Source organism: Mesorhizobium sp. B4-1-4, assembly GCF_006439395.2.
Lineage (GTDB): Bacteria > Pseudomonadota > Alphaproteobacteria > Rhizobiales > Rhizobiaceae > Mesorhizobium.
This window is the reverse complement of sequence record NZ_CP083950.1, coordinates 4,736,488-4,761,346: the sequence shown is the minus strand read 5'-3', so window position 1 is coordinate 4,761,346 and position 24,859 is coordinate 4,736,488. Positions and strand designations below refer to the sequence as shown.

At 63.6% G+C, this 24,859-nt stretch carries 26 protein-coding genes, 1 tRNA gene and 1 pseudogene; 11 read left to right on the top strand and 17 right to left on the bottom strand.

All coding sequences use genetic code 11. From position 1 onward, the window contains the following. Positions 1-81 precede the first annotated feature (81 nt). The 3 genes from FJW03_RS22900 (at position 82) to FJW03_RS22890 (ending at position 3,880) form a co-directional block, all read left to right on the top strand. Complete coding sequence (locus FJW03_RS22900) at positions 82-1,593, top strand: ABC transporter ATP-binding protein (RefSeq protein ID WP_140767379.1); 1,512 nt, start codon at positions 82-84, stop codon at positions 1,591-1,593. Between the two features lie 290 nt (positions 1,594-1,883). Further along, positions 1,884-2,936 carry an ABC transporter permease gene (locus tag FJW03_RS22895; RefSeq protein WP_140766580.1) on the top strand — a complete coding sequence of 351 codons (1,053 nt, stop codon included), beginning with the start codon at positions 1,884-1,886 and terminating at the stop codon, positions 2,934-2,936. Beyond that, positions 2,936-3,880 carry an ABC transporter permease gene (locus tag FJW03_RS22890; protein WP_140766581.1) on the top strand — a complete coding sequence of 315 codons (945 nt, stop codon included), beginning with the start codon at positions 2,936-2,938 and terminating at the stop codon, positions 3,878-3,880. Before FJW03_RS22895 ends, FJW03_RS22890 begins: the two co-directional genes overlap by 1 nt. A gap of 214 nt (positions 3,881-4,094) precedes the next feature. Here the strand turns inward: FJW03_RS22890 and FJW03_RS22885 are convergent, their stop codons facing one another. Beyond that, entirely contained in the window at positions 4,095-4,862 is a 768-nt protein-coding gene (locus FJW03_RS22885) for an SDR family NAD(P)-dependent oxidoreductase (protein WP_140766582.1), read from the bottom strand. 284 nt (positions 4,863-5,146) lie between these two features. On the opposite strand from FJW03_RS22885, the gene FJW03_RS22880 reads away from it, so the two are divergent. Then, positions 5,147-5,302, top strand: coding sequence for a hypothetical protein (locus FJW03_RS22880; RefSeq protein WP_140766583.1), 156 nt, complete (start codon positions 5,147-5,149; stop codon positions 5,300-5,302). A 140-nt stretch (positions 5,303-5,442) separates the two neighbouring features. Here FJW03_RS22880 and FJW03_RS22875 read toward each other — a convergent pair whose 3' ends face one another. The 7 genes and pseudogenes from FJW03_RS22875 to FJW03_RS22845 all read right to left on the bottom strand — a co-directional run bounded on the left by FJW03_RS22875 (position 5,443) and on the right by FJW03_RS22845 (position 9,815). After that, positions 5,443-6,129, bottom strand: coding sequence for a cysteine hydrolase family protein (locus FJW03_RS22875; RefSeq protein ID WP_140766584.1), 687 nt, complete (start codon positions 6,127-6,129; stop codon positions 5,443-5,445). Between the two features lie 185 nt (positions 6,130-6,314). Next, on the bottom strand, positions 6,315-6,632 hold the full coding sequence (locus tag FJW03_RS22870) for a hypothetical protein (RefSeq protein ID WP_140766585.1): 318 nt from the start codon (positions 6,630-6,632) through the stop codon (positions 6,315-6,317). A gap of 13 nt (positions 6,633-6,645) precedes the next feature. Next, positions 6,646-6,870 (bottom strand): hypothetical protein, encoded by a 225-nt coding sequence (locus tag FJW03_RS22865; RefSeq protein WP_140766586.1) that lies wholly within the window; start codon positions 6,868-6,870, stop codon positions 6,646-6,648. Between the two features lie 13 nt (positions 6,871-6,883). After that, positions 6,884-7,132: a hypothetical protein gene (locus FJW03_RS22860; RefSeq protein ID WP_140766587.1), complete on the bottom strand. Its 249-nt coding sequence runs from the start codon at positions 7,130-7,132 to the stop codon at positions 6,884-6,886. Positions 7,133-7,199: 67 nt separating this feature from the next. Continuing rightward, positions 7,200-8,258, bottom strand: a complete 1,059-nt coding sequence (locus FJW03_RS22855) for a SagB/ThcOx family dehydrogenase (RefSeq protein ID WP_226890439.1) — start codon at positions 8,256-8,258, stop codon at positions 7,200-7,202. 421 nt (positions 8,259-8,679) lie between these two features. Beyond that, positions 8,680-9,428 (bottom strand): annotated as a pseudogene (locus FJW03_RS22850) (helix-turn-helix domain-containing protein). 311 nt (positions 9,429-9,739) lie between these two features. Next, a tRNA-Ala gene (locus FJW03_RS22845) sits at positions 9,740-9,815 on the bottom strand. Positions 9,816-9,961: 146 nt separating this feature from the next. Between FJW03_RS22845 and FJW03_RS22840 the strand changes: the two genes are divergently transcribed. Further along, positions 9,962-10,252, top strand: a complete 291-nt coding sequence (locus FJW03_RS22840; protein ID WP_140766589.1) for a YggT family protein — start codon at positions 9,962-9,964, stop codon at positions 10,250-10,252. A gap of 13 nt (positions 10,253-10,265) precedes the next feature. Then, positions 10,266-10,577, top strand: a complete 312-nt coding sequence (locus FJW03_RS22835; protein ID WP_140766590.1) for a DUF167 family protein — start codon at positions 10,266-10,268, stop codon at positions 10,575-10,577. Positions 10,578-10,603: 26 nt separating this feature from the next. Here the strand turns inward: FJW03_RS22835 and FJW03_RS22830 are convergent, their stop codons facing one another. From FJW03_RS22830 to FJW03_RS22820, 3 genes are read right to left on the bottom strand one after another with little or no spacing between them, the layout of a single operon-like run. After that, positions 10,604-11,485 (bottom strand): MurR/RpiR family transcriptional regulator, encoded by an 882-nt coding sequence (locus FJW03_RS22830; protein ID WP_140766591.1) that lies wholly within the window; start codon positions 11,483-11,485, stop codon positions 10,604-10,606. 30 nt (positions 11,486-11,515) lie between these two features. After that, positions 11,516-12,583: an ABC transporter ATP-binding protein gene (locus FJW03_RS22825; protein ID WP_140766592.1), complete on the bottom strand. Its 1,068-nt coding sequence runs from the start codon at positions 12,581-12,583 to the stop codon at positions 11,516-11,518. Positions 12,584-12,585: 2 nt separating this feature from the next. Continuing rightward, a complete protein-coding gene (locus tag FJW03_RS22820) occupies positions 12,586-13,356 on the bottom strand; it encodes an SDR family NAD(P)-dependent oxidoreductase (RefSeq protein ID WP_140766593.1) in 771 nt (256 codons plus the stop codon). Between the two features lie 183 nt (positions 13,357-13,539). On the opposite strand from FJW03_RS22820, the gene FJW03_RS22815 reads away from it, so the two are divergent. The 4 genes from FJW03_RS22815 (at position 13,540) to FJW03_RS22800 (ending at position 18,475) form a co-directional block, all read left to right on the top strand. Next, a complete protein-coding gene (locus FJW03_RS22815; protein WP_140766594.1) occupies positions 13,540-14,775 on the top strand; it encodes an ABC transporter substrate-binding protein in 1,236 nt (411 codons plus the stop codon). A gap of 432 nt (positions 14,776-15,207) precedes the next feature. After that, positions 15,208-16,077, top strand: a complete 870-nt coding sequence (locus tag FJW03_RS22810; RefSeq protein ID WP_140766595.1) for a carbohydrate ABC transporter permease — start codon at positions 15,208-15,210, stop codon at positions 16,075-16,077. Positions 16,078-16,088: 11 nt separating this feature from the next. After that, entirely contained in the window at positions 16,089-16,913 is an 825-nt protein-coding gene (locus FJW03_RS22805; RefSeq protein WP_140766625.1) for a carbohydrate ABC transporter permease, read from the top strand. 80 nt (positions 16,914-16,993) lie between these two features. Then, positions 16,994-18,475, top strand: a complete 1,482-nt coding sequence (locus tag FJW03_RS22800; protein ID WP_140613270.1) for a M81 family metallopeptidase — start codon at positions 16,994-16,996, stop codon at positions 18,473-18,475. 172 nt (positions 18,476-18,647) lie between these two features. Here the strand turns inward: FJW03_RS22800 and FJW03_RS22795 are convergent, their stop codons facing one another. The 6 genes from FJW03_RS22795 to FJW03_RS22770 all read right to left on the bottom strand — a co-directional run bounded on the left by FJW03_RS22795 (position 18,648) and on the right by FJW03_RS22770 (position 23,982). After that, positions 18,648-20,702 (bottom strand): M3 family metallopeptidase, encoded by a 2,055-nt coding sequence (locus tag FJW03_RS22795; RefSeq protein WP_140766596.1) that lies wholly within the window; start codon positions 20,700-20,702, stop codon positions 18,648-18,650. 89 nt (positions 20,703-20,791) lie between these two features. Next, positions 20,792-21,226, bottom strand: coding sequence for a nuclear transport factor 2 family protein (locus FJW03_RS22790; RefSeq protein WP_140766597.1), 435 nt, complete (start codon positions 21,224-21,226; stop codon positions 20,792-20,794). Then, the gene (locus FJW03_RS22785) at positions 21,223-21,867 is read right to left on the bottom strand and encodes a carbonic anhydrase (protein ID WP_140613272.1); all 645 of its coding nucleotides are present in this window, start codon (positions 21,865-21,867) and stop codon (positions 21,223-21,225) included. The genes FJW03_RS22790 and FJW03_RS22785 overlap by 4 nt, the downstream gene beginning before the upstream one ends. A gap of 197 nt (positions 21,868-22,064) precedes the next feature. Next, entirely contained in the window at positions 22,065-22,835 is a 771-nt protein-coding gene (locus tag FJW03_RS22780) for a DUF429 domain-containing protein (RefSeq protein WP_140766598.1), read from the bottom strand. Beyond that, the gene (gene pdxY, locus FJW03_RS22775) at positions 22,832-23,716 is read right to left on the bottom strand and encodes a pyridoxal kinase PdxY (RefSeq protein WP_140766599.1); all 885 of its coding nucleotides are present in this window, start codon (positions 23,714-23,716) and stop codon (positions 22,832-22,834) included. The genes FJW03_RS22780 and pdxY overlap by 4 nt, the downstream gene beginning before the upstream one ends. A 14-nt stretch (positions 23,717-23,730) precedes the next feature. Next, on the bottom strand, positions 23,731-23,982 hold the full coding sequence (locus tag FJW03_RS22770; RefSeq protein ID WP_140766600.1) for a hypothetical protein: 252 nt from the start codon (positions 23,980-23,982) through the stop codon (positions 23,731-23,733). A 160-nt stretch (positions 23,983-24,142) separates the two neighbouring features. On the opposite strand from FJW03_RS22770, the gene FJW03_RS22765 reads away from it, so the two are divergent. Continuing rightward, positions 24,143-24,787 carry a LemA family protein gene (locus FJW03_RS22765; protein WP_140766601.1) on the top strand — a complete coding sequence of 215 codons (645 nt, stop codon included), beginning with the start codon at positions 24,143-24,145 and terminating at the stop codon, positions 24,785-24,787. The last annotated feature ends 72 nt before the right edge of the window (positions 24,788-24,859 follow it).

Sequence of the window (24,859 nt, the reverse complement as noted above, 5' to 3'; positions counted from 1 at the left end):
CTGCGCTGCGATCGCAAGCCGACCCTCCCCACAAGGGGGAGGGTGAAGAGCCACGCCAAGCCATTTCAACGGAAGAAACCCTTGCCTGCCCCACTCATCGAAATGCGCGGCATTACCAAGAGCTTCGGCGCGGTGAAGGCGAACGAGGTTGTCGACCTCAGCGTCGCGCCGGGCGAGATCCTTGGGCTGCTGGGCGAGAACGGCGCCGGCAAGACGACGCTGATGAATGTGCTGTTCGGCGCCTATGCGCCCGATGCCGGCGAGATCCTGATCCAGGGCCAGCCGGTGCGGATCACCAGTTCGGCGGACGCGCTGGCCGCGGGCATCGGCATGGTGCACCAGCATTTTCACCTCGCGCCACGGCTGACGGTGCTGGAGAACCTGCTCATCGGCATTCCCGGCAAGTCGGGACGGATCGACCGCGCCGGCGGGCTGGCGCGGCTGGCCGAGATCGGCCGCCAGCATGGGCTGACGCTCGATCCCGATGTGCCGGTCTCGGCGCTGTCGGTCGGCGAGCAGCAGCGGCTGGAAATCGTCAAGGCGCTGTTTCGCGGCGCCAAGCTCCTGATCCTTGACGAGCCAACCGCCGTGCTGGCGCCGAGCGAGGTCGACGGGTTGTTTTCAGCGTTGCGCTCGATGGCGGCGCAGGGGCTCGGCATTATCTTCATCTCGCACAAGCTCAACGAGGTGCGGGCGCTCACCCATCGCTGCACGGTGCTGCGCCATGGCCGCGTCGCCGGTCGTGTCGACGATCCCGCCAACACCACGTCGGCCGCCATGGCGCAACTGATGTGCGGCCACGAGATCGTGCCGCCGGCCAGGGGACCATCGACGCCGGGGGAAGCGGTGCTCACCCTCGGGGGCATCTCCACCTCGAAGCATTCGGGCACGGTGCTGCGCGGCGTATCGCTTGCCGTCGGCGCTGGCGAAATCCTCGGCATCGCCGGCGTCTCCGGCAATGGCCAGCGGGCGCTGGCGGAGGTGATCTCCGGTATGATTTCGCCCGAGGCCGGGCGGATGACCATAGCCGGCAAACAAGTGAGGCACTTCACCCCGCGCGAGGTGCAGGTGCTCGGTCTCGGCCGCATACCGGAAGACCGCATGACAACCGGCCTGGTCACCAACCTGCCGCTGGCCGATTCCATGGTGCTGCCGCGCATCGGCACATCAGCGTTCAGCAGCAAGGGCCTGCTCAAGCCCGACGCGATCCGCGCCTTCGCCGAGGCGCAGATCAAGGCCTATGACATACGCTGCCCCGGGCCGATGACGCGAGCAGGCGCACTGTCCGGCGGCAACCTGCAGAAGGCACTGCTGGCGCGCGAGCTTGCCTTCGATCCGAAAGTGCTTGTCGTCTCGCAGCCGACGCGCGGCCTCGACATCGGCGCTGCCCGCTTCATTCATGAAAAGTTCCTCGACATGCGGGCCAGGGGCTGCGGCATCATTGTGATTGGCGAGGATCTGGAAGAATTGCTCGTGCTCTGCGACCGAATCGCGGTGATGTATGAGGGCCGCATCGTCGGCACGCTGGACAGCGCGGAGGCGACCATAGCCCGGCTCGGTCTCTTGATGACCGGCGCGGAGGGGAGGGCGTAGTGTATGGGTTTGCCTTATCAATTCTCTGTCTCAAATGACGTCGCCCAAGGCAATCGCTTCAGGCTGATTTTAGACATCGGCGCCGCCCCTCACCTGCCTGCCGGCATCCTCTCCCCGTATAGGGACGGGGAGAGGGGAACCTTCACCGCCGCTTTGGCCAATGACCAACGTTGCAGGACAGGTGCCAGGGATACGGCTAGCCCCCTTCTCCCCGTCCCTATACGGGGAGAAGGTGCCGGCAGGCGGATGAGGGGCGGCGCCAACGGCTGGCGGGCGGAGGGCCATAGCTGATGTTCCGCCTGGAAGTTCGTACCGCGACGCCCGCCTGGTTCAACCTTGCGCTGCCGCTGCTGGCGATCGGCGCCACGCTTGTGCTGTGCAGCGGCCTGATCGCGCTGGCCGGGGCCGGCGTGCTCGAATCCTACGGCGTGATGTTCACGGCCTCGCTCGGCGACAGCTACGCCATCACCGAAACACTGGTGCGCGCCGCGCCGATGATCTTCACCGGACTGGCGGTGGCCGTCGCCTTCCGGGCCAAATTCTGGAACATCGGGGCCGAGGGACAGCTGCTCGCCGGCGCGGTGGCCAGCTGCTTCGTCGGCGCAGTCCCGATGCCGGGGCCGCTTGCCATGCTGTCGATGGCGGTTGCGGGTGCCGCGGCCGGCGCCGCCATCGCGCTCATCCCGGCGACGTTGCGGGTCAAATTCAAGGTCGATGACGTGGTCAGCTCATTGCTGCTTAACTCGGTCATCTATTACGCGCTGATGGCGCTGATCGAAGGGCCGTGGAAGGATAGTTTCAGCGGTTATCCGATCTCGCCTCCGATCGAGGATTCGGCGAATTTCCCGGTGCTTATCGAAGGCACGCGGCTGCATCTCGGCGTTCTCATGGCGCTGATCGCGGCGCCTTTGATCTGGTTCCTGATCGCGCGCACCACGCTTGGCTTCAAAATCCGGGTCACCGGCGAAAACCCTGAAGCAGCCAGATATGGCGGCATCAATGTGCAACGCGTGCTGCTGTCGACGGCGCTGCTCTCCGGCGCACTGGCGGGACTGGCCGGCGTCGGCGAGGTCGGCGGCGTGCATTTCCAGGTGATGAGCGACATCTCGCCGGGCTACGGCTACTCCGGCATCGTCGTCGCCATGCTGGCGCGGCTCAACCCGCTCGGCGTCGTGCCGGCGGCGATCTTCCTGGCCGCCGTGATGACCGGCGCCGAGGCAATGTCGCGGGCGACCGGCGTGCCGGCCTTCCTCAGCGATGTCATCCAGGGCACCGCATTGCTTGCCATGCTGGTGGCGCTGCTGTTCACGGCCTACCGCATCCGCCGTGTCGGAGCAGCCTGATGAGCGTGGTGCTGGAACAGATTTTTCAGGTCGGCTTTTTGGCAGCCATCATCCGCATCGCCACGCCGCTGGCCTTTGCCACGCTTGGCGAAATGTTCTCCGAACGGGCCGGCGTGCTCAATCTCGGCATCGAGGGCATCATGCTGCTTTCGGCGATGACCGGTTTCACCGCCACCAGCCTCAGCGGCAGCCTGTGGCTCGGTGTGCTGGCCGCGGTGTTGACCGGCATGCTGATGGGCGCGCTGCATGCGCTGTTCACGGTCGTGCTCGGCCTCAGCCAGCATGTCTGCGGCATCGGCGTGACGCTGTTCAGTTCGGGGCTCGCCTATTTCCTCTACCGGCTGATCTTCGGGCAGCAATCGGTGCCGCCGAGCATCAAGGGTTTTCAGACATTGCCGATCCCGGTGCTGTCGGACATTCCGGTGCTCGGGCCGGCGGTGTTCAACCAGTTCGCGCTGGTCTACATGGCGATCCTGGCCATCCCGCTCGCCGCCTTCGTGCTTTACCGCACGCCCTGGGGCCTGTCGGTGCGCATGGTCGGCGAGAACCCGCGTGCCGCCGATTCCGCCGGCGTCAGCGTGATCGCCACGCGCTTCCAGGCGGTGATCCTCGGTGGCGCGTTGATGGGCCTGGCTGGTGCCTTCCTGTCGATGGCGCAGTTCAACGCCTTCACTTTCGGCGTCGTCTCCGGGCGCGGCTGGGTGGCGATCGCGCTGGTCGTGTTCGGCCGCTGGGATCCATGGCGCTCGGCGGGTGCGGCGCTGCTGTTCGCCTTTGTCGATGCCTTGCAGTTGCGCATGCAGGCGAGCGGCCTTGGGCACATTCCCTACGAAGCGTTCCTGATGCTGCCCTTCATCTTCACCATCGTCGCCATGGCTTTCATGTCGCGCAATGCTGTCGCTCCCTCGGCGTTGCTCAAGCCTTTTCGGCGGGAGGAGCGGTAACGCAGGCTTGGGTTCCTCACCCCGCAAAACGGGGAGAGGTGGCCGCGAAGCGGTCGGAGAGGGGCTGCGCCGACTGTCGAATGGTTGCTTTTTCAGGGCCGCGCCTTGCGCCAGCTTCTCAGTCGGTTCTGGCTTCACGCAGGGCATCCCCCGCTCCGTCTCGGGCTTCGCCCGAGCCACCTCTCCCCCACTCCCGTGGGGGCGAGGAAAAGTATCACATCGCCGTAAAGCCGTTATCGACGAACAGATGCGCGCCGTTGACGAAGCTGGACTCCTCGCTGGCGAGGTAAAGTGCTGCCTTCGCCACCTCTTCCGGCTCGCCGATGCGCCCCTGTTGCGCGGCAAGGGCTGCGTCCGAAACATCGACACCGAGCTTGCCAAGATCGGCGACCTCGCGCAGGCCGTGCGGCGTGCGGATGAAGCCGGGGCAGACCGCGTTGCAGCGGATGTTGCGGTCGCGGAACTCGACGGCGATGGCGCGCGCGAACATGTGGCAGGCGCCCTTGGTGGTGTCGTAGAGCACTTCGTTCGGCGTCGCCGCCACCGCCGAGATCGACGAGGTGCAGACGATCGAGCCGCCGCCCGCCGCGATCATGCCGGGCAGCACGGCGCGCGTCATCAGGAACATCGAGCGCACATTGACGGCATGCAGCCAGTCCCATTCCTGAAGCGTCGTTTCCAGGAACGGCTTTATGACGATGGTGCCGGCATGGTTGAACAGGACGGTGATCGAGCCGAGTTTTTCCGTCGCCCCTTTCACCGCCGCCTCGACTTGCGCTTCGTCAGAGACGTCGGCGACAAAATGCTCGGCGACATGACCGCGCGCCCGGATCGCCGCCGCCGTCGCCGCTGCCGCTTCGCCGTTGCGGTCGATGATCGCCACCCTGGCGCCCTCGGCGGCGAACAGCTCCGAAGCCGCTCCGCCCATTCCCGTCGCGCCGCCCGAAACGATGGCGACCTTGCCGGCAAGTCTCGCGCCCATTTTTTAACTCCATATCCCGTTGGATGATGTCTCGTTTTGCGATGCTATCCCTGATGCGCGGAGCGGCCAATGCGCGAATTGGGTCTGCAAGGACGGGGATGGTCCGTCGAGGCTGGCGTTGCGGCGCCCACAACCCATCCCGCAAGCCTTCCAGACAGCGCAAAATAAGCAAACCATCGCCAATTTTCGGCCGAATGTGAGAAAATTATTCTGCATCATGCCCGAAAATAGCACTCGACAAAGTCTACAAGTTTTATAGATTAATTGATGAGACGGAGGTCGATATGTCCTATATCCAGAACGCTCAGACTGACAGCAGCGGCCAGAGGCTGGCCAATGCCCAGATCTTCCGCCCGGCCTATGCCGGTGCCTTCGCCTATGTCGTCTTTGCCCTTGCGTTCGTGTTCACCGGGGCCGTTGTCCTGGGCTTCATTCCCTGAACGTTTTAATCGCCCGGTTTAGCGGCCGGCGCTTCCATGCATTTGCAGTCGATGAACCGGATTCCGATCTGCCTTGGCGCGACCGGTGATCATCGCATCCCGTGAGTCCAGAAATGGAGGAAATGGCGATGCCGATCGCGTCAATCGTCTGTCGGCTCACGCCTGTCGCCAAGCCGTGACAGGCCATCAATGACGGCAGCGGAATCGGCCAGGGTGCCGAAGACGCCATCCTCGACCGTCACCATGTGCAGCGCTGCCTCATGAGCCTTCTGGTCGCCGCTGGCGCAGGCGTCCGAAATCGTCAGGCACTGAAAATTGCGATCGCAGGCCTCGCGCAGCGTGGTGTGGACGCAGACATCGGTCGTGCAGCCGGAAAACATCAGATGCGTGATACCCTGCGCGCGCAGCACAAGCTCGAAATCCGTATAGGTGAAGGCGCTGTTGCAGGTCTTGTCGACGATGATGTCGTGCGGGTCGACATCGATTTCGGGGACGATCTGGAAACCCTGGCCCGAGCGCAGCAGCACGTCGGTGCCGTCGAGGCCGGCGCGTTTGCGGCGCCATTTCTCGTAGGCCGTCATGTCGGCCATGTCGGCACGATAGCCCTGCCTTGTGTGGATGATCGCGACACCGGCTTCGCGCGCGGCGGCGATCAGCCGGTTCACGGTGGGCAGGATCGCCCTCAGCGGCGAGGGGTCATAGCCCTTTCTGGCGAAGTAGCCCGTCGTCGATAGAAAATCCTGCTGCAGGTCGATGACAACCAAAGCCGTGTTTTCCGGCACCAGCCTGCCGTCATAGGGGTAGTCGAAGGGCTTTGCCTTGATCATCCGGAGCTCCCTGCTGTCGAGCCACTCTAGCGATTCCGCGTCAAGGCGACGAGGCGCAATGTGGGCGCCCGGCGGGCGTGCCGCGGATCGGTCCTCGGTGTGAACGACGAGGTCCGGGAGTGCTAAAAGCAAGGAGTTAGAGCGGGTCAACGATTCCATCAAACGCTGAACCGCTCCAGGACGGCTCAGCTCAGCGACTGACATAGTGCTTCGACCTGCTCGAGGTAGAAGCGGCATTTCGTGCGCAGGATTCTCAGGTTCGGGTCGTCGGCGCCGTTGATCTCGATGGTCTGCATCATGAAATCGAAATGGGCATGAAAGGCGTCTGCCGCGCCCCAGAGGCTGTCGGCCTGCCAGCTGTCGGCCATGGCCATGGAAATCAACCGTCGGACCTCGACCCGCGCCGAGTCCGGCGATGCCGCCCGGGCTGCGATCAGGGCATGGAGCCGGCCGAAGATGCTTTCCCTGGCGTCGACGGTCCGGACGGTTGCAAGCATGTTCATCTGCGGGTTCCCCTCAAATCTCTGCGCATGAATGTTCATTTTGCGGGCTGCCAGCGATCAAGGCGGCGATCACTGCCGGATCCGATCGCCGGCCCCCGATGTTGGCAGCCTCGGCATTGGCCTGCTCGAACCGCCAGACCATGGCGGTGCGATCAGGGTCGGCGGCGGCTTTTTCCGGCAGCAGACCGTGCAGCGCACAAGGTGTCTCCCGCCGGTTCGGCCGTAAGCCGGCCGGCACACGGCTGCATCCGCTACGCCCTCCTTGGCTGAGCGTGGTCCTTTGCATACGGCTTGGGATGCATGGGGTTGCCGCTGAGTTGCGCAAGCCTTGCCGGCCGGGCGCCGCGCAGAATATCGAATGCTTCGGCATAGGCCATGCCAAGCAAATAGGAGATCATGGGAAAACGGCTTGCGTCGGCCATCTGCACGAGCTCATTGGTCATCGACGCGATATATTGAAGACTATCGATCTCTGACTGGCGTAAGGACTGATTTGCCACGTGCTGCTCCTTTATCGGATGGAACTCAGGGGACGCATTACTGGCTACACTGGGCATACCGAGGCGGCTAATTGATGGATTGACCGGCGGCATGCAGGCTTGGTTCCGGGGTCGAGAGGGTCAAGGCATAGATGGGCGCGTCGGTGAGGCGGTCGAGGCCGAGTAGGCGCTTGATCGCCGAGTGGCTGAGAGCTGCGGTGGGACACGCCGACAGACCATGCCTGGTCGCCGCCAGCATCATGTTCTGGCCGATATGGCCAGCCTCGATCAGGACGACGCGGTAGGCGTTGGCATCGTCATATTTCCACATGGTCCGGTCGAGCCTGGCGCAAAGCAGAACCAGGCATGGCATGGTATCGGCCCATTCCTGCCCGCCGACCAGCTCCGAGATCCTCGGCAGATGGTTGGCCGAGATCCTGCCGAGGTCGTGATCGGCGGCGGAATAGTGATAGACACCCGGCTCAAGACCCTCGACGCCAAGCGCAACCACATAGGCCTCATAGGGATTGCGCGCGCCGCCCGAGGGGGTCATGCCCAGCGGCAGGGCGCCGACGCAGTTATTGGTTTCGCCGGTTATGCCCATGCCCGCGAACAGACAGTCGGAGAGCTGCCGCGCGGTGATGGTGGGCGCGGCCGCGGTGCGGTTGGTGCGGCGCCGCGCCATCAGGGCCAGAAGTTCGTTGTTGGCCAGTGCGTTCGGCAGCCGAATGGCATCCGTGGCATTTTTCAGCAGAAGGTCGGGCTGGGTGGCATGACCGGCGCGTTCGATCTGCCGTGCCTCGGCCTGTTCGATGGTCATGAACTCGCTGTCCTGGACGCAGAAATGCATCAGCGCGGTCGGAATGCCCCAGTTCCACTGCCCGGAGAACTGCGTCTCCCGTTCGGCCAGCGGCGAGCCGGCGGTGACCAGGGCGGAAAAATCCAGCAATTGCGGAACGACGGCATTGAGGTCGGATTTCGACCATCCATGAGCGCGCGCGACCTCTCCCGTGGAGGCCCATTCGTCCCAGGATGCGAGAAGACCAACCACTGCGGGGCTGCATTCGAAGACGCTTCGGGTCAGGAAATTGCAGGCCGTGAGCTTGTTGGTCCCGGGGTAGAACACAAGTGTTTTTGAGGAGCGCATTTTCATGATGCTGAATGCCGTTTTTGAAAGCAAGGCGCCGACAGGGCGGACAGCCAGTCGGCGCCGAACGACTTCAGCGCTTGTTGTAGTGCATGCCCTGCGAGAAGAAGACGGTCTGGGTGCCTGCGGCAACCGTCAGCTTCGGCGCGTTGTTTACTTTCTTTGCCATTTTCGTCTCTTTCCCGATCCCCCAATGGGATCTGTTAAAAGATCCCCACAGCGGGATCCGCGAGAAGAAAGGTAAGTTCGAAAGAATTAATGGTGTGTTAAAATTACAGTAAATCTAACGTGACCTAGAATATCTTTCTTTCCAAGAAAGTCTAAAAAATCGATTTTACTCGGATATGGAGTAGGTACTCGCTGGCATACGCTTTTTTGAGATACTCTTGTTCTTATTTAGCGTAACCAGCCGCTGGTGCTCCTAGCTCAGCCCGTCCTGGGCGAGGCTGACGACGAGCTGATCGATGGCGGGATCGTCAAGCGTGACGACATGCGCCATACGGATCGCATGCCGTGCTCGGATACCAGACATATCCTGCCGCATGATGACCGATACGAATGCCGGCCCGGCCTCGGTCAGAAGCATGGCCTTGCCGACGAGCACCGGTTCCGAGATTGGAGCCCATTGCACGGAGATCAGCGATGGCTCGCCGGTCTGGCGACGGTTGACGCCGCTAAAATAGATCCAGTTCAGGCGCGAGATCGCCACGCCGTAGTGGTTGCCGCGCGCCCGCGCCCATGTCGAGCCCCGGCGCTCCGACATCCGGTGACCCTGCGGAATGTGACCAACTCGGCCTCGCGACGCACGAAAGTCACCGACCGCATCAGGAGATCGGGACGGGCCGGGATCGAAAAATAGGTGAAATAGGTGCCTCCCGCGATCGATGGGGCGGGAGGCCGAATCATCTGGTTGAACAGGCTTTCGGAGATCGGCGGCAGGCCGGCAACCGCAGGCTCGGGCATGCCGGGGCCCTGATACAGTTCGGCTTCGTGGATGCGGAAATAGTCGCAGATCAGCTTGGCCGTGGCCTTGTTCGGAATGGTCTGGCCCTGCAGATAGCGTTCGAACTGCGTGCGATTGATCCCCAACTCACGGCATACCGCGCTGATGGATGCACGGTCCTTGCAGAGCCGTCTGAGATTTGCAGCGAGATTCTCGCGAATGGACACGTCTTTGCTTTCGCAGGCGAATTCTTCATTTCGACTCGAAATCCATATAGCGCCTTCGGTCGCCCCCGCCGAAACGCCCAGTCACAACACACAGAAAAAACTGATCTGGTAACGCCAGTCTAATGGGGCGGCTTCCAAAAAAAATAGGGCCGATCTGACGGCGACCATCGCCATAAGTCCAATTGACAATTGTCTTGCCCTGGAAGTCCCGCGAAATCGCATATGGCCTTTTGGGGGAGCATTGACGCCGCGCGTCGCAACGGATGCCGTCCGCGCCTTGCGGCAAAAAAGCGGACCACCGATTATTCCGCTGGTGGAGCTGAGGAGGATCGAACTCCTGACCTCGTCATTGCGAACGACGCGCTCTCCCAGCTGAGCTACAGCCCCGTCCAGCGGATGGCGCATTTATCGGGCGCGGCGGATTTCTGTCAAGGCGGCGTTTTGCCGAAATCCTTGCTGTCTGTCGCGCCGGCCGGCGGCTCTTGCCGGTTTGGTGCGCAATGGCTACATGTCGGCAACAATTGGAGACCGGCATGCTCGCCCTCATTCAAACCATCGTCATGGCGCTCGACCTCTATTGGTGGATCATCATCGCCTCGGCGATCTTTTCCTGGCTCTATGCCTTCAATGTCGTCAACTCGCGCAACCAGTTCGTCGGCAGCATCGGCAACATGCTCTACCGGCTGACCGAGCCGGCGCTGCGGCCGATCCGCCGGTTCATGCCCGACCTTGGCGGCATCGATATCTCGCCGATTATCCTGCTGCTGATCCTGTTCTTCGTCAGGCAGTTCATTCTCACCACGGTGGCGCCGCTGCTGCTGTGAGTCCGGCGGTTGCATGAGCGCGCCGTTTCGCATCCGCGAAAACTGCATCGAGCTGTTTGTCCGGCTAACGCCGAAATCTTCCGTGGACAGGTTGGAAGGCGTCGAAACATCGGCGGACGGGCGCAGCCATTTTAAGGCGCGGGTCCGCGCCATGCCGGAAAACGGTGCGGCCAATCAGGCGCTGGAGAAGCTGGTCGCCAAGGCGCTGGGGGTGCCAGGGTCGGCCGTTTCGGTCGTTGCCGGCGGCACGGCACGGCTCAAGACGCTGCGCGTTGTCGGCGAACCGGTGACACTGGCAAGAAGCGTCGAGGTGTTCGGTGCATAGGTCTCCTTGCCGCACGACCTTCGGAGTCAATCGCCCAGCGGCAAACGCGGATCGTCGACCTTCAGCGTGTTTACGCTCTGCTTGATGCGACGCAGGTTCTCCAGCACCTTCGGGCCGCGCGTCTCGGCCACCGATGTCACGATCATGTCGACGATCGCCAGCAGGGCGTAGCGCGACGATGTCGGCTTGTAGATGTTGCCATCCTCGAGCGGCTGCAGATGGATGACCGTATCGGCGACCTTGGCCAGCGCCGAGTCAGGGGCGGTGACGGCCACAGTCGTGGCGCCATATTGCTGGGCGACCTGCACGGCCTCGATGACTGAGCGCGCATAGCCGGACACCGAAAAAGCGACCAGAGTGGTCTCGGGCGTGGCAACGGCGGCATACATGCGCTGCAACTGGCCGTCGATCTGCGCCAGCACGGGCAAGCCGAGCCTGAACAGCCGGTTCTGCACCTCGGTCGCCATCATCGAGGAGATGCCGCCGGAGCCGATGCACAGAACATTGCCCGAAATCGCCAACCGCTCGGCGACCGCGACCAGCGTCGTCATGTCGAGATTCTCGCTGGCACGCTGGATGGCCGAGATCGCCGCTTCGGTGATGGCGGAGGCGATGCGCTGCTCGCGGGCATCGCGGCTCAGTGGCTCCGGCGACAGATATTGGCCGCCGATGGCGATGGCCTGCGCCAGATAGAACTTGAAGTCGCGCAGGCCCTCGCAACCGAGATTGCGGCAGAAGCGCGTGACCGTCGGTTCGCTGACGCCGACGCGTGAGGCGATCTCCGAGATCGCCGCCTTGGAGGCGAAATCGAGATCGGATAGCACGAGGCCGGCCAGGCGGCGGTCCGACTTGGTGCCGTCCTGCGACATCAGCTGCAGCCGCGTGATGATGTCGGCCGGCGTCTTCATGCTTGTGCCTTCGTCGTCATCCCTGCGTTCTCACAGCGGCAGGCCCGTCGCCTTGTCGAACAGATGGATGTTGCCGGGATCGACCGAGACCGGAAGCAGGTCGCCCGGCCTGATCGGCACCCTGTCACGGAACACGGCGCGCACGGTATCGGCGCCGATGGCGCCATAGACGTGGGTCTCGGAGCCGGTCGGCTCGACGACATCCACCTTGAGCGCCATGGCGTCGGCGGCTTCGCCGATGATGAAGTGCTCGGGCCGGATGCCGGCCTCCACCACGCTGCCCGCAGGCACCGGCTTACCGGCAAGCGCAAGCCGGCCGCCGCCAACCGACTCGAACCAGGTCTTCTCAGGCGTCGTCCTGAGAGCCCCGGAGACAAAGCTCATCGACGGGGAGCCGAGAAAGCCGGCAACGAACTTGTTGGCCGGCCTGTCATAGAGTTCGAGCGGTGCTCCGACCTGCTGGATCCTGCCGCGGTCCACCACGACGATGCGGTCGGCCATGGTCATGGCTTCGATCTGGTCGTGGGTGACATAGACGATCGTCGATTTCAGCCGCTGGTGCAGCGCCTTGATCTCGGTGCGCATCTGCACGCGCAACTGCGCGTCGAGATTGGAGAGCGGCTCGTCGAACAGGAACACCGAGGGTTCACGGACGATGGCGCGGCCCATGGCCACGCGCTGGCGCTGGCCGCCCGAGAGCTGGCGCGGGTAGCGGTCGAGATAGGAAAACAGGTTGAGGACGCCGGACGCCTTCTTGACCTTTTCGTCGACCGCCGCGCGGTTCTCGCCACGGATCTTCGGGCCGAAGCCGATATTGTCGGAGGCCTTCAGGTGCGGGAACAGCGCGTAGGACTGGAACACCATCGCGATGTTGCGCTGCTGCGGCGGCAGGTCGTTGGCGCGTGTGCCGCCGATCAGCAGATCGCCCGAGCTGATCGTCTCCAGGCCGGCTAGCATGCGCAGCAGGGTGGACTTGCCGCAGCCCGACGGGCCGACCAGCACGACGAACTCGCCGCTTTTTATATCGAGGTTGATGTCCTCGAGGATCCTGTGCTGGCCGAAGGATTTCGACAGGTTGCGAAACAGGACGTCGGTCATGGTCACGCTCCCAATATGTCGTCGATGAACGGCAGGCAGCCGGCGGTCAGCCCGGCATCGACGGGCATCACCACGCCTGTTACGCCCGAGGCGCGGTCGGAGGCAAGGAAAGCCACCGCTTCGGCGACTTCCTGTGGGTTGACGATGCGGCCGAGCGGATAGAGCCGCTTGAGCTTGCCGAGGATTTCCGGATCCTTGGCCAGGCGATGGTCCCAGGCGGCGGTGCGGATCGACCCGGGGCAGACGACATTGGCGCGCACGCCGCTGCGGCCAAGCTCGACGGCGATCGATTTGGCATAGGCGTTGATGCCGGCCTTGGCGGCGGCATAGGCGGGATTGCCGAAATGCGCGATGGCATTGACGGAGGAGATGAAGACGACGCTGCCCGATCCGCGCGCGGCCATCGCCTTGGCGATAGGGTCGGCGAAGGTCATCACCCCGGTCAGATTGAGGTCGAGCTCATGCTCGATCCTGTCCGCCGTCAGCGCGGCAAGCGTCTCGGCGCGCGTCCAGCCGGCGTTGTTGATCAGGATATCGGGTACGCCGTCCCTGTCGAGCACGGCGGTGATCGCCTTCTCTAGGGACGCGCGGTCAAGAAGGTTGAAGACATGGCGCGAGGCAAGGTGCGGGCTTGCCAGCGCCTCCTCGGATTGGTCGCAGCCGACCACCCGCGCGCCCCTTGCGGCCAGCAGTGCGACGATCGCCGAGCCAAGGCCGCCGCCGGCACCCGTGACGACGACAGTACGGCCCTCGAATTCGGCTTTCGAAACCACGGTGCTTGTTCCTCCCGCAGATCAGGCAGATGCCGGCAGGCTAAGGAATGGAATGTAATTAAGCAACATGATAATCCGCTTGCATGCGGTGGATTCGTCGATAATGTAGGAAAGTCACATAAATCTTGTGCCAGCCATCGGCGCAAGGAGCGCAAAAAGCGCGGAACAAATGGGAGAGATCGGATGAGCCTTGCCAAATGGACTGTCGGCCTGATGGCCGGAATGAGCATGCTGGCCTTCGCGGCGCAGGCGAATGCGGGTGAAGTGCGCGTCACCGTCGCCGAATACAGCGCCAAGACCGGGCCTTATTTCGAAGAGGTGAAGAAGGAGTTCGAGGCGAAGAACCCCGGCATCACTGTCAAGTTCGAAGTCGTGCCGTGGGATGTGCTGCTGCAGAAGCTGACCACCGACATCACCGCCGGCACCAATGCGGATCTCTCGATCATCGGCACACGCTGGCTGATCGACTTCGTCCAGCAGGATGTCGCCGAGCCGCTCGACAGCTACATCACGCCCGAATTCAAGGGCCGTTTCATCGAGACCTTCCTGTCGCCCTCGATCATGAATGGCAAGACCTATGGCCTGCCGATCGCAGCCTCGGCTCGGGCCATGTATTACAACAAGGAACTGTTCGAGAAGGCCGGCATCGCCAAGCCACCGGCGACCTGGACCGAACTGCAGGACGATGCCCGCAAGATCAAGGCACTGGGTTCCGGCAGCTTCGGCTTCGGCTTGCAGGGCAAGGAGATCGAGACCGACGTCTACTACTACTACGCGATGTGGTCGCAGGGCACCGAGACCCTCAACAAGGACGGCACCTCCAGCTTGAGCACGCCCGGCGCGCTTGCAGCAGCCAAGCTCTATAAGTCGATGATCGATGAAGGGTTAACCGAGCCCGGCGTCACCTCCAACAACCGTGAAGACGTGCAGAACCTGTTCAAGCAGGGCAAGGTCGGCATGATGATCACCGCACCGTTCCTGTCCAACCAGATCAAGGAAGAGGCGCCGAGCCTGAAATACGGCGTGGCGGCCATTCCGGCCGGGCCGACCGGCGCGCGCGGCACGTATGGCGTCACGGATTCCATGATCATGTTCAGGAACTCCAAGAACAAGGACGATGCCTGGAAGCTGATGGACTTCCTGTTCACGAAGGAGCAACGCGCCAAGTTCACGCAAGGCGAAGGCTTCCTGCCGGTGAACAAGGAAGAGGCCAAGATGGATTATTATGTCAACAATGCCGATCTGGCCGCCTTCACCGCGCTCCTGCCCGACGCCCGTTTCGCGCCGGTCATTCCGGGCTGGGAAGAGATCGCCCAGATCACCTCCGACGCTATGCAGAAGATCTATCTCGGCAGCGTCGACCCCGAGACAGGCCTGAAGGAGGCGGCGGCGAAAGCCAACGCAGTGTTGAAGAAGTAGGGGCCGTGCTCAAGAAATAGGGCGTATCTCCCTGCGCCCGTGGCGCGCCCCAAACTCAGGCGGGGCGCGCCACAGTTTTCGGGCTTAAGCGCAAAGCGTCGAACGCCGACGGGACAACCACTTCGTACAGGGAATAGATCGCCGATGTCGCGCCGCCCCTCATTGCCCTGCCGGGCATTTCTCCCCGTATAGGGACGGGGAGAAAGGGCTGGCCGCGATCTTGTCGTCCTCTTTGAGACGCTGGTGATTGGTCAAAGCGGCGGCGAGAGCGCCCCTCTCCCCGTCACTATACGGGGAGAGGATGCCGGCAGGCAGGTGAGGGGCAGCGCCGACGCCGGGAAAGAGTTCGAAACTGAGCGAAGAACAGATCAGAATTAGTCCAGCTGGCAAGCCAGCACTGCTGATGCCTCACAACGCGGTACAGGTCAGCCGATGCGAAATCGTACCTTGCCCTATCTCCTGACCTTGCCCAGCCTGTTCCTGGCGGCGGTCGTCATCTTCTGGCCGGTCTGGGACCTGATCCAGATATCGACCCATGACGTCAACCGCTTCGGGCAACTGCGCGAGTTCAGCGGCCTCGCCAATTTCTCGGCGCTGTTTGCCGATCCCGACTTCGTCGCCGCGTTGTGGCGCACCGGGCTGTGGACCGTGCTGGTGGTCGGCGGTGCGCTGCTGCTGTCCATCCCGGTGGCGATGATCCTCAACACCGATTTCCATGGCCGCGGGCTGGCCCGCGTCATCATCATGCTGCCCTGGGCGGTGTCGCTGACCATGACGGCTGTGGTCTGGCGCTGGGCATTGAGCGGCGAAAGCGGCATGCTCAATTCGGCGCTGATCGGGCTCGGCCTGATCGACCACAACGTCCAGTGGCTTGCGAGCGCCGAGACGGCGTTTCCGATGCAAGTGCTGATCGGCATACTGGTGACGGTGCCATTCACCACGACGATTTTCCTTGGCGGCCTGTCGTCGATCCCGGACGATCTCTATGAGGCGGCGGCGCTCGAAGGAGCAACGCCAATGCAGCAGTTCCGCGAGATCACCTTTCCGCTCCTGAAGCCGTTCATCAACATCGCCATCGTGCTCAACACGATCTACGTCTTCAATTCCTTCCCGATCATCTGGGTGATGACGCAGGGCGGGCCGGCCAATTCGACCGATATCCTGGTCACCCACCTCTACAAGCTCGCCTTCCGCATCGGCAAACTGGGTGAGGCCTCGGCGGTGTCGCTGGTGATGTTCGCCATATTGCTGATCTTCACCATGATCTATGTGCGGCTGGCGATGCGGGAGCAACGCGCATGACAAATGGGTTCATGACGGGCAAATTGAAGCGCACGATCATCGCCTGGCTGCTGCTGGCGCCGCTGATCGTGGTGACGCTCTTTCCCTTCGCGGTGATGTTCCTGACCGCGGTCAAGCCGCGGACCGAGGTGCTATCGCCGACATGGTGGCCGAGCGAGTTCCGCTGGTCCAACTTCTCCGACATGTGGGTGGCGACCGGTTTCGGCCAGGCGCTGGCCAATTCGCTCTATGTGTCTGTTATCGCCACGATCGGTGCCATCCTCATCTCCGTTCCGGCCGCCTATGCCATGTCGCGCTTTCGCTTTGCCGGCTACGGTGTCTTCCGCCAGTTCCTTTTGATCTCGCAGATGATCTCGCCGATCGTGCTGGTGCTTGGCCTGTTCCGGCTTATGGCGGCCTGGGGGCTGGTCGAATCGACGACCGCGCTCGGCTTCATCTACATGGCCTTCAATGTCGCTTTCACCGTCTGGATGCTGCAGAGTTATTTCGACACCATTCCGCGCGATCTCGAGGAGGCCGCCTGGATGGAGGGCGCCGGCCGCTGGCTCACCCTGCGCAAGGTGTTCCTGCCGCTCTGCCTGCCGGCCATCGCGGTGACCGCGATCTTCACCTTCATCAATGCCTGGAACGAGTTCGTCGTGGCGCTGACCATGCTGCGCAGCCAGGAGAGCTACACGCTGCCGATCCAGGTGTTCTCGCTGGTCGCCGGCCGCTACACGATCGAGTGGCACCACGTCATGGCCGCCACGCTGCTGGCGACGCTGCCAGTGGCGATCCTGTTCATCTGGCTGCAGCGCTACCTCGTGCGGGGCCTGGCGCTCGGGGCCGTAAAATAGCAATTCCAGGAAAAGTGCTCAGCGGTTTTCCATCCGGAATTGCTGGAGATAATAGCCGTAGCTGTCCACGGAGAGTTTCAATGCGCATCTTCACCGCCTCGCTGGCGACGGAAACCAACACCTTCTCGCCGGTGCCGACCGACCGGGCCTCGTTCGAAATGGCGTTCTACGCCGGACCGGGCAAGCATCCGGAGACGCCGACGCTGTGCTCCTCGCCGATCATCGCCTTGCGCCGGCGCGCGGCCGCCGAAGGCCTGACAGTGGTCGAAGGCACCGCCACCTGGGCGGAGCCCGGCGGGCTGGTGCAGCGCCAGACCTATGAGGCATTGCGCGACGAGATCCTGGGGCAGCTCGAGGCGGCGCTGCCGGTCGATGCGGTCATTCTCGGCCTGCATGGCGCCATGGTGGCGCAAGGCTATGACGACTGCGAGGGCGACCTGCTCGAGCGCGTGCGGGCGATCGTGGGACCTGACGTGGTGATCGCCTCCGAGTTCGATCCGCACAGCCATCTGACGCCGAAGCGCGTGGCGGCGTCCGACATCATGGCCTATTTTCTCGAATTCCCGCACACCGACTTCTACGAGCGCGGCGAGCATGTCGTCGAGCTCGGCCTTGCCGCCGCGCGCGGCGAGATCAAGCCCGTCATCTCGACCTTCGACTGCCGCATGATCCAGGTGCTGCCGACCAGCCGCGAGCCGATGCGGTCCTTCGTCGATCGCATCAAGGCGCTGCACGGCAAGGACGGCGTGCTGTCGGTGTCGGTCGTCCATGGCTTCATGGCCGCCGACGTGCCGGAAATGGGCACGCGCATTCTTGTCATCACCGACAATGACAAAGCCAGGGGCGATGCGCTGGCGGAGCGGCTGGGGCGCGAGCTCTACGCGATGCGCGAAAAGACGGCGATGACGATGCTCTCCACCGCCGACGGTCTCGATCGGGCGCTGGCCGTTCGCGCCGAAAATCCCGGCAAGCCCGTGGTCATCGCCGACATCTGGGACAATCCCGGCGGCGGCGTTCCCGGCGACGGCACATTCGTGCTGCGCCAGATGCTGGTGCGCGGCCTGGACAAGGTCGGTGTGGCGACGATCTGGGACCCGATCGCCGTGACCTTCTGCCTGGCGGCGGGCGAGGGCGCGGTCATCGACCTGCGCTTCGGCGGCAAGGCTGGACCTCAGGGGGGCGAGCCGATCGACGCGCGCGTCAAGGTGCTGAAGGCGGTTCCGGAGGGCTGGCAGAGTTTCGGGCCGAGCCGGGTGACGTTGGGGCCGGCAGCGGTGGTGCGCATTGAAGGCACCGAGGTCGACGTCATCCTGAACACCAACCGCACGCAGACCTTCGAGCCGGACATTTTTTCCAACATCGGCGTCGATCCACTGAGCAAGGACATGCTCCTGATCAAGTCGACCAACCATTTCTACGCCGGCTTCGCGCCGATCGCCGCCGAGATCATCTATGTCACGGCGCCGAGTTCCTATCCGAGCAATCCGGCGGTGACGGATTACAAGAAGCTGAAGCGGCCGGTGTGGCCAAGGGTGGCGGATCCTTGGGGCGCGGGGAGGTGACGCTGATGATCTCCCCCCTTGAGGGGGAGATGTCGCCGAAGGCGACAGAGGGGGTTGCCCGAACTGCCACGACGCCATGCAACGGCAAAAGGAAAGGCCAGCGCTCCACGCGCAACGACCCCCTCTGGCCGCTTCGCGGCCATCTCCCCCACGAGGGAGGAGATTACCAGCGCTATACGAGCCCCCGCTTGATCATCATCGCATCGGGCGAAGGCATCTTGCCACGAAACGCGGTGTAGAGCTCTTCCGGATCCTTCGAGCCGCCGGCGGCGTAGACGTTCTTCCGCAGCCGCTCGGCCAGAGCGGGATTGAAGGGATCGCCGGTTTCCTCGAAGGCGGCGAAGGCGTCGGCGTCGAGCACTTCGGACCACATATAAGAATAGTAGCCGGCCGAGTAGCCGTCGCCTGAAAAGACATGGCCGAAATGCGGGGTGCGGTGACGCATCGCGATCGTGTCGGGCATGTCCAGTTTTTCCAGCGTTTCGGCCTCGTATCGAAGCGGTGCTTCAGGCGCGTCCGGCCTGGCGTGATACGCCATGTCCATCAGCGCCGAGGCGGTGAATTCGACCGTGGCGAAGCCGGCGCCAAAAGTGCGCGCGGCCAGCATCTTGTCGAGCAGTGCCTTCGGCATCGGCTTACCGGTCTTCTCATGCAGCGCATGCTTCTCCAGCACCGCCGGCACCGTCAGCCAGTGCTCGTAGAGCTGCGAGGGCAGTTCGACGAAATCGCGGCTGACCGAGGTACCGGAGACCGAAGGCCAGGTGACATCGGTCAGCATGCCGTGCAGCGCGTGGCCGAATTCGTGGAACAGCGTTTTCGCCTCGTCGATCGACAGCAATGCGGGCTCGCCCACGGACGGCTTGGCGAAGTTCATGATGTTGTAGATCACCGGCTTCGAACCGTGGCCAAGCTTGTAGCCGGACTTCAGCGCGCTCATCCAGGCGCCGGAACGCTTCGAGGGCCGCGCGAAATAATCGGCCAGGAACAGGCCGCGCTCGCTGCCATCGGCATTTTTCACCACGAACACGCGCGCGTCCGGATGCCAGGCGGCAATGCCCTTTTTCTCTTCGAAGCTGATGCCGAACAACCGTGTCGCCACGTCGAAGCAGGCGTCGATGACCCGGTCGAGCTGCAGATAGGGTTTCAGTTCCGCCTCATCGAAAGCGAATTTCTCGGCGCGCAGCTTCTCCTGGTAGAAACGCCAGTCCCAGGCGGCGAATTTTTCGTTGCTGCCGGCCTCGGCGGCCAGCCGCTCCAGTTCCTTCTGGTCGGTGGCGGCCTTCTGCAGCGCCTTTTCCCAAACCGGATCGAGCAGCGCATGCACCGCCTCCGGCGTCTTGGCCATCGTGTCGTCGAGCTTCAGGGCGGCGAAGGAGGCATAGCCGAGCAATTTCGCCTTTTCGGCGCGCAGCTTCAGCATGTCGCGCACCACGGACGTGTTGTCGGTGACGCCGCCATTCTGGCCGCGCATGGTGAAGGCGCGGAAGGCTATTTCGCGCAGGTCGCGGCGTTCCGAGAAGGTCGTGAACGGCTCGTAGATAGAGCGCGACAGGGTGACGGCGTAACGGCCCTTCTGGCCGCGCATTTCGGCGGCCTCGGCCATGGCGCTCTTCAAAAAGTCCGGCAGGCCGGCAAGGTCTGCCTCGTCCAGGAACAGCGCCCAGTCGCGCTCGTCGGCCAGCACATTCTGGCCGAAAGTCGTGCCGAGCGACGACAGCTCTTCATTGATTTTGGCCAGCCGTTTCTTGCCCTCGGCATCGAGCTTGGCGCCTGAACGGACGAAGCCTTTCCAGGTCTTTTCCAGCACGCGCAGCGTCTCGGCATCGAGCCCCAGGCTCTCGCGGCGGTGGTAGAGATCGTCGATGCGGGCAAACAGCCTTTCGTTCATCGAGATTGCCGAGAAATGCCTCGACATCTTCGGCGAAATGTCACGCTCCAGCGCCTGGATGTCCTCATTGGTGTAGGCGCCTGCGCGGCACCAGAAGATCGACGAGACGTGATCGAGCGCCTCGCCGCCGAGTTCCAGCGCCTGAAGCGTGTTCTCGATCGTCGGTGCATCCTTATTGGAGGCGATCGCGTCGATCTCCGCCTCATGCGCCTGCAGCGCCGCGTCGAAGACCGGGGAAAAGTCGCCGTCGCCGATATGGGTGAAATCAGGCAGGCCGAGCGGCCCCTGCCACGCGGTCAGCGGATGGGCGGCGAGGTCGACGGCTTTCGTGGAGGACATGGAGGGTCTTTCGCTGGCGTCAAAGGGAGGGTGTCACCGATGTAGGGCGCTGCCCGCGAGCCCGCAATATGACAGTTGGCCGATCCGCCTCAGTAGCCGTCGCAGTTTTCGGCGATTGCCGCCTGCGAGCTGGCGGTGATGCGGTTGTCGGTCACCGCGAAGGTTTCCTGCATCAGCATGTCGTTGTCGGGGAAGTCGTAGCAGGCGATCACCGTGGTGACGCCGCCCTCGCTCTTCTCGATCCGGTGACGGATCGCAGCGCCGGCAATCGCGCTCTTCCATTCGTCGATCGAGACGATGAATTCCTGTTTGCTCTGGACGACGCCGAGGTCGTCGAGTTTGATGCGGACGTCGTCGGCGAGCAGCTCGGAAAGTTCGGTGCGGTCAGCGACCAGCAGCGCCGAATACCAACGGTTGATGATGGCGCCGTCGTCAGCGCGTGCTGCCGAAATCGCAGCCAGCAGTGCGGCCGCCGTGAGACTGACCGACCGGACGTTCGACAGCTGGCGCGCCGTCCCGTTCATTCCAGCACCGGCCGCTCGAAATCGCCGGTCTCCTTGTTCATCGCCCAGAGCTCGCCGGTCGAAATGTCAAACCAGGCCCCGTGCAATGACAGTCGCCCCTTGCCCTCCAGGATCGAGACGCAAGGGAAGGTCCTGAGATTGGCGATGGAATAGCGGATCGAGATGCGCTCCAGCGCCGTCTGGCGCTCCGTCGCCGTCATCAATGTGCTGGAGGCGACGGTCTCCGCGGCCGGCGCGATCAGGCTCATCCACTTGCCGATGAAATCGCCGGGAGACAGCGGCGCGGACGTGGTGTCGAGCGCGGCACGGATGCCGCCGCAGCGGCCATGGCCCATGACGACGATGTTCTTGACCTTGAGGCTCTGCACCGCGAATTCGAGCGCGGCCGAGGTCGAATGGAACTCGCCGTCCGGCGCGTAGGGCGGCACCAGGTTGCCGACATTGCGCAGCACGAAGAGTTCGCCGGGTCCGGCGTCGAAGATCGCCTCGGGCGCCGCGCGCGAATCGCAACAGGCCACGATCATCGTCTCCGGCGCCTGCCCTTCGCGCGCGAGCTCGCGATAGCGGCCGCTCTCTGTGAGGTAGCGGCCGTTCATGAAATTGCGATAACCGGCGAGAAGGTGGTCGGGAAGATGAGGCATAGGCGGCTTTCCGTGTTGGAGGCGGCAGCTCAAATTCTGCTTTACGCATCGTGCTTTCCGAAACCCGAATTCGGTTTTCAGGCCGATGCGTTGCGGTCGAGAAAGGCTCTAGCGGCAAAAGCCTATAACGAGCAATGCAGAATTGCGGGGGCTGGCCATAAATGCCATGCGCCAAAATCGGACGTCCGCCGACACTGTCATGCCCAGATGGCGACCGGTATTCCAAAACCGTCGGCCAGCGGCGGGTCCGGAAACGGCCTGGCCTTGCCGCCGGCGATGCGGCCGGCGATCAGCATCATCACCGCCGCATCGAGGAAATCATCGGCGGCCGCTCCGCGCGGCGGCGGTTGGCCGAGGAAGTCCATGTCATAGCCGTGGCGGCAGAGCAGCGCCTTGCGTTCCGCCATGCCGGCCGGATTGATGCTGCCCTTGATCTTCTTCGGCAAACTCATGGCCTGATCGCCATTCAACCGGCAGAACGCCACTTCCGGATGCGATTCGAAGACACGGCCGCGTAGATCGGGCCGCGCGATCAGCAAGCTGTCGATCTCGCGGATCTTCGAAAAAATGCCAAAGGCCTGGATCGAAACGCCGCGCGGGGGATCAGAGGTAGCCTTGGCGACCTCGCTTGCCCTGATATGCGCGGCGTACCAGGCATCGATCGTGGTGAAGTCGGCGGTGTCTGCATAAAGCGCGGCGCGGGACGGGATCGAAAACACGCTGGACTGGCGTGCCCCCAGCAACGGCCTGACCTGAGCCTCCGGTCCGCGCCCGCCCTTGCTCGAAAACTCGGGCAGGCCGATCGGCATGTCGACGGCGACAATAGCGTCGTCGGGAACTGCCGCAAGCAGCGCCGCGAAGCTGGCAAAGACCTTCACCGAAGGCGCCGCATCCGGATCGCGCCGCACCGCGATCCAGCCGGCCTTGCAGCCGTCGGCGCCGACAAGCACGACGGTGGCCGTGGTCAAGCCCGGCGGTCCCGCCCGGGATGCGTGAGGTGGCGAAGCTGCACCATCGCCATCGGGTGCGACAGGCTCTGCGAATCGGTTTCGAGCTGCAATTCGTCGCCGCCGCGCTTGGCGGTGCGCGCCAGGATCTCGTAGACCGCCGCCGTGGTCGACTGCAGCGCCTTGATCGGCGGCTGACCGGAGAGGATGCGCGCCAGATAGACGGCCGCCGTGAGGTCGCCAAGGCCGTTCGGCGGCTTGTCGATGAGGCGATGCTCGGCGAGCAGCGCCTGGTTGCCGTCGAGCAGCAGATTGCCGGTTCCGCCAGTCATCATCGACTGTGCCGAAGTGACCAGCATCGTCGATGGGCCGGCATGGAGCGCGGCCGAGATCACGGATTTCAGGTCGGGCAGCGGCGCGCCGGCCATCCATTCCAGCTCGTAGCGGTTGGGCGTGGCGATATCGGCGATCGGCATCAGCCGGTCGCGCATGGCGGCGGCGATGGGCTCGGGCACATAGAGGCCGCCCGAATCGCCCATCACCGGATCGCAGATATAGACGGCGCCGGGTGTCCTTGCCTTCACCGCGGCGACCAGTGACGCGACGGCTTCGGCTTGACCGGCCTCACCGAGATATCCCGACAGCACCGCGCCGACCTCGCCCAGCCATGGCGCCCGCTCGAGGTCGGCCATCAGCGCCTTGAACTGGTCGAGCGGCGGCACGATGCGTGTCGCCCGCCCATGGCCGGGGTGCCAGGGCAGGATGATCGTGGGAACGGCCCAGACCGGAAAGCCCAGTGTCTCCAGGGCGAACACTGCGGCGCGGTTTCCGACTGACCCGCGGGCGACATGGCTGGAAATGACGATGACCGCACGCGGTGCGTCGGGTTTTTCGGCGCTCATTCTCTTTTTGATTCCTAGCTGCCCCGGGTGAGGAAAAGCACGAGCCAGACCATCAGGCCCAGCGCCAGAAGCAGTCCGAGTATCCTGCCAATGCGCGTGCCCCAGACCTCGATCCGGTCCGTGCGGTCGGCGTCGCTTGCGGCGACGTGGTCGCGCACGCCTTTCGCGGTCCTCGCCACGAAGGAGTTGCCGGCCGGATCGGTCTCGCGCGCGACGCGCTCGAGAATACGGCGCGATTCCGTGTCGCTGTCTTGGCGTTCCGCCATGATGATGTCCCGTTTCGACTGAACCTTATCGTGTTCGCGCGGGCAATCACAGGGGCTTGCAGCCGAGGGTAACCGTGCCGACAGCCATCCCGTCGAAGCCGTTTTCTTGCGCGGCGATTGTGATAATGCTTCGCATGCAACTTCTACCGAGGGACCCATCATGCCTGCCCAGCGCCTTGCCCGACCATCGATATTCCGCACGCTGCCCGCCTTCCTGATGATGGCAATCGTGCTGCCGTTGCTCGCCGGCTGCGGCTACAACACGATCCCGACGGCGGAAGAAAACGCCAAGGCGGCCTGGAGCGAGGTGCTGAATCAGTACCAGCGGCGCGCCGATCTCATCCCCAATCTGGTGGAGACGGTCAAAGGCTACGCCGCGCATGAGAAGGACACGCTCGACGCGGTGGTCGAGGCGCGCGCCAAGGCAACGCAGATCACCGTGACGCCGGAAACGCTGAAGGACCCGGAAGCGTTCAAGAAATTCCAGGATGCCCAGGCAGGGCTGACCAGCGCGCTGTCGCGGCTGATCGCCGTGTCGGAGGCCTATCCCGACCTCAAGGCCAACCAGAATTTCCTGGCGTTGCAGGCGCAGCTCGAAGGCACGGAGAACCGCATTGCGGTAGCGCGGCGCGACTATATCCAGGCGGTCAGGGACTATAATCTGACCCTGAGAACGTTCCCGTCGGTGCTGTGGGCCACACTCTGGTTCCGCGGCAACGAGCCCTTCGCCAATTTCACCGTCGCCGAAGACAAGATGCAGCCGCCGAAGGTCGATTTCGGCACGAGCACGAAGCAGGGCGGGTGAACGACTACCATCTGATTCTGCGAAGACGGACCGCTGGCGTGTTGATACCCCCCTCTGTCCTGCCGGACATCT

Excerpts from the sequence above, each read along its gene's own strand:
- FJW03_RS22810 (WP_140766595.1), top strand. The coding sequence starts at position 15,208 with ATGCGAAATCGTACCTTGCCCTATCTCCTGACCTTGCCCAGCCTGTTC.
- FJW03_RS22880 (WP_140766583.1), top strand. The coding sequence starts at position 5,147 with ATGTCCTATATCCAGAACGCTCAGACTGACAGCAGCGGCCAGAGGCTG.
- pdxY (WP_140766599.1), bottom strand. The coding sequence starts at position 23,716 with ATGAGCGCCGAAAAACCCGACGCACCGCGTGCGGTCATCGTCATTTCC.
- FJW03_RS22855 (WP_226890439.1), bottom strand. The coding sequence starts at position 8,258 with ATGCGCTCCTCAAAAACACTTGTGTTCTACCCCGGGACCAACAAGCTC.
- FJW03_RS22895 (WP_140766580.1), top strand. The coding sequence starts at position 1,884 with ATGTTCCGCCTGGAAGTTCGTACCGCGACGCCCGCCTGGTTCAACCTT.
- FJW03_RS22800 (WP_140613270.1), top strand. The coding sequence starts at position 16,994 with ATGCGCATCTTCACCGCCTCGCTGGCGACGGAAACCAACACCTTCTCG.
- FJW03_RS22815 (WP_140766594.1), top strand. The coding sequence starts at position 13,540 with ATGAGCCTTGCCAAATGGACTGTCGGCCTGATGGCCGGAATGAGCATG.
- FJW03_RS22805 (WP_140766625.1), top strand. The coding sequence starts at position 16,089 with ATGACGGGCAAATTGAAGCGCACGATCATCGCCTGGCTGCTGCTGGCG.
- FJW03_RS22830 (WP_140766591.1), bottom strand. The coding sequence starts at position 11,485 with ATGAAGACGCCGGCCGACATCATCACGCGGCTGCAGCTGATGTCGCAG.
- FJW03_RS22825 (WP_140766592.1), bottom strand. The coding sequence starts at position 12,583 with ATGACCGACGTCCTGTTTCGCAACCTGTCGAAATCCTTCGGCCAGCAC.
- FJW03_RS22770 (WP_140766600.1), bottom strand. The coding sequence starts at position 23,982 with ATGGCGGAACGCCAAGACAGCGACACGGAATCGCGCCGTATTCTCGAG.
- FJW03_RS22875 (WP_140766584.1), bottom strand. The coding sequence starts at position 6,129 with ATGATCAAGGCAAAGCCCTTCGACTACCCCTATGACGGCAGGCTGGTG.
- FJW03_RS22870 (WP_140766585.1), bottom strand. The coding sequence starts at position 6,632 with ATGAACATGCTTGCAACCGTCCGGACCGTCGACGCCAGGGAAAGCATC.
- FJW03_RS22835 (WP_140766590.1), top strand. The coding sequence starts at position 10,266 with ATGAGCGCGCCGTTTCGCATCCGCGAAAACTGCATCGAGCTGTTTGTC.
- FJW03_RS22890 (WP_140766581.1), top strand. The coding sequence starts at position 2,936 with ATGAGCGTGGTGCTGGAACAGATTTTTCAGGTCGGCTTTTTGGCAGCC.
- FJW03_RS22795 (WP_140766596.1), bottom strand. The coding sequence starts at position 20,702 with ATGTCCTCCACGAAAGCCGTCGACCTCGCCGCCCATCCGCTGACCGCG.
- FJW03_RS22840 (WP_140766589.1), top strand. The coding sequence starts at position 9,962 with ATGCTCGCCCTCATTCAAACCATCGTCATGGCGCTCGACCTCTATTGG.
- FJW03_RS22765 (WP_140766601.1), top strand. The coding sequence starts at position 24,143 with ATGCCTGCCCAGCGCCTTGCCCGACCATCGATATTCCGCACGCTGCCC.
- FJW03_RS22785 (WP_140613272.1), bottom strand. The coding sequence starts at position 21,867 with ATGCCTCATCTTCCCGACCACCTTCTCGCCGGTTATCGCAATTTCATG.
- FJW03_RS22885 (WP_140766582.1), bottom strand. The coding sequence starts at position 4,862 with ATGGGCGCGAGACTTGCCGGCAAGGTCGCCATCGTTTCGGGCGGCGCG.
- FJW03_RS22790 (WP_140766597.1), bottom strand. The coding sequence starts at position 21,226 with ATGAACGGGACGGCGCGCCAGCTGTCGAACGTCCGGTCGGTCAGTCTC.